7 protein-coding genes are annotated in these 7,229 nt (G+C 64.0%); 4 read left to right on the forward strand and 3 right to left on the reverse strand.

All coding sequences use genetic code 11. The features are described 5' to 3' along the window. Nucleotides 1-56: 56 nt before the first annotated feature. The 3 genes from ACE039_RS13630 to mpl form a co-directional block, all read right to left on the reverse strand. On the reverse strand, nucleotides 57-1,964 hold the full coding sequence (locus tag ACE039_RS13630) for a ribonuclease catalytic domain-containing protein (RefSeq protein WP_485811314.1): 1,908 nt from the start codon (nucleotides 1,962-1,964) through the stop codon (nucleotides 57-59). A gap of 73 nt (nucleotides 1,965-2,037) precedes the next feature. Further along, on the reverse strand, nucleotides 2,038-2,640 hold the full coding sequence (locus tag ACE039_RS13635; protein ID WP_485822606.1) for a YqiA/YcfP family alpha/beta fold hydrolase: 603 nt from the start codon (nucleotides 2,638-2,640) through the stop codon (nucleotides 2,038-2,040). Nucleotides 2,641-2,669: 29 nt separating this feature from the next. Beyond that, nucleotides 2,670-4,040 (reverse strand): UDP-N-acetylmuramate:L-alanyl-gamma-D-glutamyl-meso-diaminopimelate ligase, encoded by a 1,371-nt coding sequence (gene mpl, locus ACE039_RS13640; protein WP_485822607.1) that lies wholly within the window; start codon nucleotides 4,038-4,040, stop codon nucleotides 2,670-2,672. A 128-nt stretch (nucleotides 4,041-4,168) separates the two neighbouring features. On the opposite strand from mpl, the gene ACE039_RS13645 reads away from it, so the two are divergent. From ACE039_RS13645 to accC, 4 genes are all read left to right on the forward strand, one after another. Further along, nucleotides 4,169-4,702, forward strand: coding sequence for a TlpA family protein disulfide reductase (locus ACE039_RS13645; RefSeq protein WP_310034296.1), 534 nt, complete (start codon nucleotides 4,169-4,171; stop codon nucleotides 4,700-4,702). Between the two features lie 89 nt (nucleotides 4,703-4,791). Continuing rightward, nucleotides 4,792-5,226, forward strand: coding sequence for a type II 3-dehydroquinate dehydratase (gene aroQ, locus ACE039_RS13650; protein ID WP_006226654.1), 435 nt, complete (start codon nucleotides 4,792-4,794; stop codon nucleotides 5,224-5,226). 87 nt (nucleotides 5,227-5,313) lie between these two features. Next, nucleotides 5,314-5,769 (forward strand): acetyl-CoA carboxylase biotin carboxyl carrier protein, encoded by a 456-nt coding sequence (accB, locus tag ACE039_RS13655; RefSeq protein WP_105559338.1) that lies wholly within the window; start codon nucleotides 5,314-5,316, stop codon nucleotides 5,767-5,769. Nucleotides 5,770-5,779: 10 nt separating this feature from the next. Further along, the gene (gene accC, locus ACE039_RS13660) at nucleotides 5,780-7,126 is read left to right on the forward strand and encodes an acetyl-CoA carboxylase biotin carboxylase subunit (RefSeq protein WP_183014710.1); all 1,347 of its coding nucleotides are present in this window, start codon (nucleotides 5,780-5,782) and stop codon (nucleotides 7,124-7,126) included. Nucleotides 7,127-7,229: the final 103 nt, after the last annotated feature.

A 7,229-nucleotide genomic window follows, 5' to 3' on the forward strand; every position in this document is an offset into this window, starting at 1 on the left:
CAGGCGAACCCCGCCGACGGGCGACCCACGAAGCCCTGTCCAACACCGCCGACCAACTACGAAGCAGCATCCCCAGCAGCCGGACTAACCTCCCCCAAATACCGACAATCCAGTTCCAGACTCAACTCGTCCATCCCCAGAATATCAATCTCCACCGCCGTCCCCCGCTCCAACTCAGGCATCCCGCCCACTCGAGTCACCAGCGGCGCATTCGCGAACCGGACCAGGTCGTCCCGCAACACGTGCGCCACCGTCCGGGTCACGCCGTGTTGCTTCAGCCAGCGCAGGCACCAGTAGCGCTCCATGGCGCTTTGGAACTCCGCCCACGCCGCGTATTGCGCATCGAACGCGCCGATGATCGCGAACAAGTCCGCGTCGCGCGGCTTGAATGGTGCCACCAGGCGGGCCGACACGCCATGTTCCACTGCGGCGATCAGTTGCCATTGGTTCACCAGATCGACATAGCGGCGCAGCGGCGACGTGCTCCAGGCGTATTGCGGCACGCCGATCGCCTCGTGCGGCAGCGCCTGCGTGCTCATGCGCACGCGCCCCGCCTGTTGCGAACGGTAGATGCCCGGCACGCCGTGCTGGTGCAGCAGGCCGCCCCACTGGTTGTTCGCCAGGATCATGTATTCGGCCACCATGCGATCCAGCGGCGCATTGCGCTGGCGCGGTACCAGCCGCACCGGCGTGTCCGGATCGTCTGGATTGCCGTCCAGATAGAAGCTGTATTCCACCCGCGAATTGTTTTCGGGCTTGCCGCGCACCTTCTCGCGCTGCGCCGACAGCGCCTGCGCCAGCTTCCACAGCGGACGCAGCCAGTGGCCGTAGGGAATGTCCGCCGACGGATCGGCCAGGCTCGCTTCCGTGACCTGCGCGTCCAACATGTTATGGCGCAGGTTTTCGCGCACCACCACGCGCTCCAGGCGCGTTTCGGATTCGATGATCTCGCCCGTCTCCGGGTCGGCCACGACATACAGCGAAAGCACCGGCACTTCGCGGCCCGCATCCAGCGAGAACGCCTTGATGACGTTGTCTGGCTGCATCGGGATCTTGTCGCCCGGCATATAGACCGTGGACAGGCGGGCGCGGGCCAGCTTGTCGAACTCGCTGTCGCGGGTCACGGTCAGGCCGGGGGCGGCCACGTGCACGCCCACGCGCAGGCGCCCGTCGGGCAGCTCCGTCACGGACAAGGCGTCGTCGATTTCGGTGGTGGTGACATCGTCCACCGAATAGATCTCGGCGTCCGACAGCGGCAGGTCGCGGTCGATGGGCGGCAGTTCCAGGTCGGGGAACGTCAGCCCGCGCGGGAAATTCACCGCCAGGAAGCGGCGCTTGTGCAAGGCCAGCGCATGCGGCCAGGCGCCCAGCTCAAGCAGCAGGCGGTCCGGCGTCTTGCCCAGTTTGGCGCACGCGGCGTCCAGGGCCTTCCACTGTTGCGTGTTCTTGTCCGGGCGGATCAGCAGGGACTCCGCGGCCTGGGCAATGGGTTCCGGCAGGCGGCCGGCGGCCATTTCGTCCACCCATTCCTGCTGCTGCTCGGCCTGGCGTTGCTTCTTGTCCAGCGCGGCCAGGGCGGCGGCCAGAATATCGGGCGGGGCAGGGCGGTAACGGCCCTTGCCGCGGCGATGGAAATAGGCTGGCGCGCCGTGCAGGCGCATCAGCAACGCGGCTTGCTCCACGGGCGTGGGGGCGTGGCCGAAATAGTCGGCAGCCAGGGCGGGCGTGTCGAATTCTTCCTGCGGCGCGCATTCCCAGAGGAACTGCAGGTCCAGCGTCTCGGCGACCGCGGCCGCCTGGCTCATCAGCGCCGCCGGCTCGGGCGACGCGAAGTTGAACAGGGTGTTGGCGCGCTTGATCTTGCTGCGCTTGCCCGACTCCGATTCCACCTGCAGGCTGGCGTCGGTCTCGGACAGGATATTGCCGGCCTTGAAGCTGCCGTCGTCTTCGTAAAACACATACATGGTGGGGATCGTCCTGGGCGGCGCGCACGCGCCGCCGTGCGCAGCTATATAGAGTGTTGAGGTCTGGTACTGATTATTGGGGGCGAACCTGCCTGGCGCCAAGGGCGAATTCAAGCACCTCGGGCATCCATTGGGCGAAATCGGATAAACCGTGGTCGCTGCCCTGCACGATACGCTGGCGGCAATCCGCATAGCGATCGCGCATTTCGCGCCAATCCAGCACCTCGTCGCCGGTCGCCGCCACCAGGAAGTACCGGTCGGGCTGCGTGATGCGAGGGGCATGGATCGCCGCCAGTTCGTCCACATATTCGGGCAAAAAGACGAACGGCGCGTCGGAATGATACATGTGGTGTTCGCCGACCTGGGTGGCCAGGTCGCGCGCCGCCTCCACGGCCGGGTTCAGCAAGACCGCCTTGCAGCCCAGTTGTTCGGCCAGCCAGCTGGCGTAGAAACCGCCTAGCGACGAGCCGATCACGGTCAGTGCGCGGGGGCTGTCCGCGCCCTCCAGCTGGCGCCGGGCGATGCCCATGGCCAGGTCGATCGCTTCCCTGGGGCTGGCGGGCAACTGCGGGCAGGCCCACTCGGCGGCCAGGCCGCGCTCGGCCATGGCGTCGGCCATCATCCTGGCCTTCATCGAGGTCGGCGAGGAACGAAAGCCATGCAGGTAGAGGATCATGTCGTCGTTGTCCGGTGCCGGGCCGCCGTTCAGCCGCGCGCCTGCAAGGCGTCCAGCAGCTTGCCGTGGATGCCGCCAAAGCCGCCGTTGCTCATGACCAGGACTTGGTCCCCGGGGCGGGCCGCGGCGGCCACGGCGGCGACCAGGGCGCCGATGTCATCGTAACTGGAAGCCCGGTCGCCCAGGGGGGCCAGGACGTCGGCCGGATTCCAGCCCAGCGCATGCTTGCCGCTGTGCGCGCCGAAGCAGAACACCAGATCGGCATCAGCCAGGGCGTCGGGCAGGCGGGCGGCCATGGTGCCCAGCTTCATGGTGTTGGACCGAGGTTCCAGCACCGCCAGAATGCGTGCCGTCCCGACCTGGCGCCGCAATCCTTCGAGGGTGGTGGCGATGGCGGTGGGGTGGTGGGCGAAATCGTCGTAGACCTTCACGCCGTTGACCGTGCCGCGCAGCTCCATCCGGCGCTTGACGCCGCCAAAACGGGTCAACGCGTCGATGCCTTGTTCCGCGGAAACGCCGACGTGCTCGGCGGCGGCCAGCGCAGCCAGCGCGTTCATGCGGTTGTGCTCGCCCGTCAGGTTCCAGCGCACGGTGCCGACCGCGGTGCCATTGCGCAGCACGCCAAAAGCGCCATCCGCGTCGGGCGGTGTCGCCTGCCAGCCGCCATCGGTACCGAACGTGACGGTTTCCGACCAGCATCCACGGTCAATCACCCGGTCAAGCGCCTCGGAATGTGCCGGACGCACAATGCGGCCCGATCCCGGGATGGTGCGCACCAAATGGTGGAATTGAGTTTCGATGGCAGCCAGATCGGGGAAGATGTCGGCGTGGTCGTATTCCAGATTGTTCAGGATCGCGGTGCGCGGGCGGTAATGGACGAATTTCGAGCGCTTGTCGAAGAAGGCGGTGTCGTACTCGTCCGCCTCGATCACAAAGGGGCGGCGCGCCGGGTCGTAGCGGGCCGACACGTGCAGATCCTGCGCCACGCCGCCGATCAAGAAGTTGGGCGCCTGGCCCGCGGCTTCCAGCACCCACGCCAGCATCGAGCTGGTGGTGGTCTTGCCATGGGTGCCCGCCACCGCCAGCACATGCTGCCCGAAAAGGACGTTGTCCCCCAGCCATTGCGGGCCGGACACATAGCGCGCGCCTGATTCCAGGATGGCTTCCATCAGCGGATTGCCCCGGCTGACCACGTTGCCGATCACGTACAGGTCGGGCTTGAGCGCCATTTGATCGACGCCGAAGCCCTCGATCAGTTCGATTCCCTGTTCGGACAGTTGCGTGCTCATGGGCGGGTACACGCCCGCGTCGCAACCAGTGACCTTGTGTCCGGCGGCCCGCGCGATCAGCGCCAAGCCACCCATGAACGTACCGCAGATGCCAAGAATATGCAGGTGCATTGAAAACTCTCCTGTCCTGCATTGTATATATAGAGCGCTCCTCGCCGCGCCGCTTCGCGGGCTTGCTGCTCCCCGAGGGGCGTTTTTGTCTTGCGACAAAAAATAGCGGTAGCGGTTATGATCGCGCCATGAATCGACGCCTACTTCTTTCCGCCGGCGTGGCGGTTGCCGCCACGGTTGCGGGCGCTTTTACGTGGATGGGCCGCAAGTCCCAGGAATCCGCCGCTCCCGCTGGGGCAGGCGATCCCGTCGCCGGACTGCTGCAATTGCAGATGCCGGACTTAAGTGGCGCGACCCATACGCTGGCCGGTTGGAAAGGCCAGCCGATGGTGGTCAATTTCTGGGCAACGTGGTGCGCGCCGTGCGTCAGGGAAATGCCCGAACTCGACGCCTTGCAGAAAAAATACCCGCATATCCGATTTGTCGGTATCGGCGTCGATTCGGCGGCGAACATGCAAAAATTCGTCGAGAAAGTGCAAGTTTCCTACCCGCTATGGGTGATCGGCGCCGGGGCGATCGATACGCTGCGCAAGCTGGGCAATCCCAGCGGCGGCCTGCCTTTTACCATCGTGTTCAATGCCGATGGCGGAATTAACCGGAAGATACTGGGTGAAATCCAGCCCGACGACCTGAATCAAACCCTCTCTGGTTTGAAGGCGTAAGTCTGTTGGACAAATAGTAGGAATTGGCGTAAAAAGCTGGTTTATCGGCTGTTTTGCCAACAATTGGCAATCCACTCATTGGCAAGCGCATGGCGCAAAACATACTGGTATTGCATGGCCCGAACCTGAACCTGCTTGGCACCCGGGAACCTCACATCTACGGCAGCTTGACCCTGCCCCAGATCAATGAGCGCCTGGAACTGCTTGCAGGCGAATTGGGCGCCAAACTGACAGCTTGGCAAGGCAATCACGAAGGCGCGCTGGTTGACCGCATTCAGGCGGCCCGGCAAGACGGCACAGACTTCATCATCATCAACGCGGCGGCTTATACGCACACCAGCGTCGCAATTCGCGATGCGCTGGCTGGGGTCGCGATCCCATTTATTGAAGTACATTTGTCCAATCTGTATAAGCGAGAGCCCTTCAGGCATCACTCTTATCTGTCCGACTTGGCGATAGGCCTTATCAGCGGCCTCGGCGCGGACGGCTACGAGGCGGCTCTGCGTTACGCAGTGCGGCACTGATCTCGCACCAACTCACAGCTTTTACATCTTATACGGCGCGGACCCCACGCTGGGACGCCGCCGACACTATCTCGGGAAGCAGCTTCTATGGACCTTCGAAAACTCAAAACCCTGATCGACCTGGTGGCTGAATCGGGTATCGCCGAGCTGGAAATCACCGAAGGCGAAGGTAAGGTACGCATCGTCAAGTTCTCGCAGACCTTGCAGCCGGTGGCTTACCACCAGCCCGAAGCCGGCGCCCACGCCGCGCCCGTGGCTCCGGCCGCAGCGCCTGCCGCACCGGTCGCCGAAGCCGCCCCGGTCATCCAGGGCCATGTCGTGAAGGCACCGATGGTCGGCACGTTCTACCGTTCGCCGAACCCGGGCGCCGCCCCGTTCATCGACGTGGGCGCCACCGTCAAGGAAGGCGATCCGCTGTGCATCATTGAAGCCATGAAGCTGCTCAATGAAATCGAAGCCGACAAGTCCGGCGTCATCAAAGAAATCCTGGTCGAAAATGGTGAGCCCGTCGAATACGGTCAACCCCTCTTCGTCATTGGCTGATAGCTGAAAAATGTTCGAAAAAATCCTGATCGCCAATCGGGGCGAAATCGCCCTGCGCATTCAGCGCGCTTGCCGTGAGCTGGGCATCAAAACCGTGGTCGTGCACTCCGAGGCTGACCGCGAAGCCAAGTACGTGCGCCTGGCCGATGAATCCGTGTGCATCGGGCCCGCGCCGTCGCGTGACAGCTACCTGAACATGCCCGCCATCATTTCGGCGGCCGAAGTCACGGATTCCGAGGCAATCCACCCGGGTTACGGGTTTTTGTCCGAAAATGCCGACTTCGCCGATCGCGTCGAAAAGAGCGGCTTCGTCTTCATCGGCCCGCGTCCCGACACCATTCGCCTGATGGGCGACAAGGTCAGCGCCAAGCGCGCGATGATCGAAGCGGGCGTGCCGGTGGTGCCGGGTTCCGAGGGCGCGTTGCCCGAAGATCCGCAGGAAATCATCCGTATTGCGCGCGAAGTCGGTTATCCGGTCATCATCAAGGCGGCAGGCGGCGGCGGTGGCCGCGGCATGCGCGTGGTGTACACCGAGGCCGCGCTGCTGAACGCCGTCACCATGACGCGTTCGGAAGCGGGCGCCGCGTTCAACAACCCGGAAGTCTATATGGAGAAGTTCCTTGAGAACCCTCGCCATGTGGAAATCCAGGTGCTGGCCGATGGCGGCCGCAACGCCGTCTGGCTGGGCGAACGCGACTGCTCCATGCAGCGCCGCCACCAGAAAGTCATCGAAGAAGCGCCGGCTCCCGGCATCGCCCGCCGCGCGATCGAGCGCATCGGCGACCGTTGCGCCGACGCTTGCCGCAAGATGGGCTACCGCGGCGCCGGCACGTTCGAATTCCTGTTCGAGAACGGCGAGTTCTATTTCATTGAAATGAACACCCGCATCCAGGTCGAACACCCCGTGACCGAACTGATCACCGGCATCGACCTGGTGCAGCAGCAGATCCTGGTCGCCGCAGGCGAGAAGTTCACGCTGCGCCAGCGCGATGTCCAGTTCAAGGGCCATGCGATCGAATGCCGCATCAACGCGGAAGATCCTTTCCGCTTCGTGCCCAGCCCGGGCCGTATCACCAACTGGCATACGCCGGGCGGTCCTGGCGTGCGGATCGATTCACACGCGTACAACGGCTACTTCGTGCCGCCGAATTACGATTCGATGATCGCCAAGGTCATCACGTACGGCGACACGCGTGACCAGGCGCTGGCCCGCATGCGCATCGCGCTGTCGGAAATGGTGGTGGAAGGCATTTCGACCAACATCCCGTTGCACCGTGAACTGTTGCAAGATGCCCGCTTCATCGAGGGCGGCACCAGCATCCATTATCTGGAAAACAAGTTGGCTCAGCGTCCCTGACCGACCACTAGGGGCCTCGCGGCCCCTTTTTGCCTTTGGGCGACTCCAAGGCAAACCCCTCGGGGCCTTTTAATTGTTTTACGGTCATGGGGGGGGGGGGGGG

It is taken from the genome of Achromobacter maghribensis, from assembly GCF_057334215.1.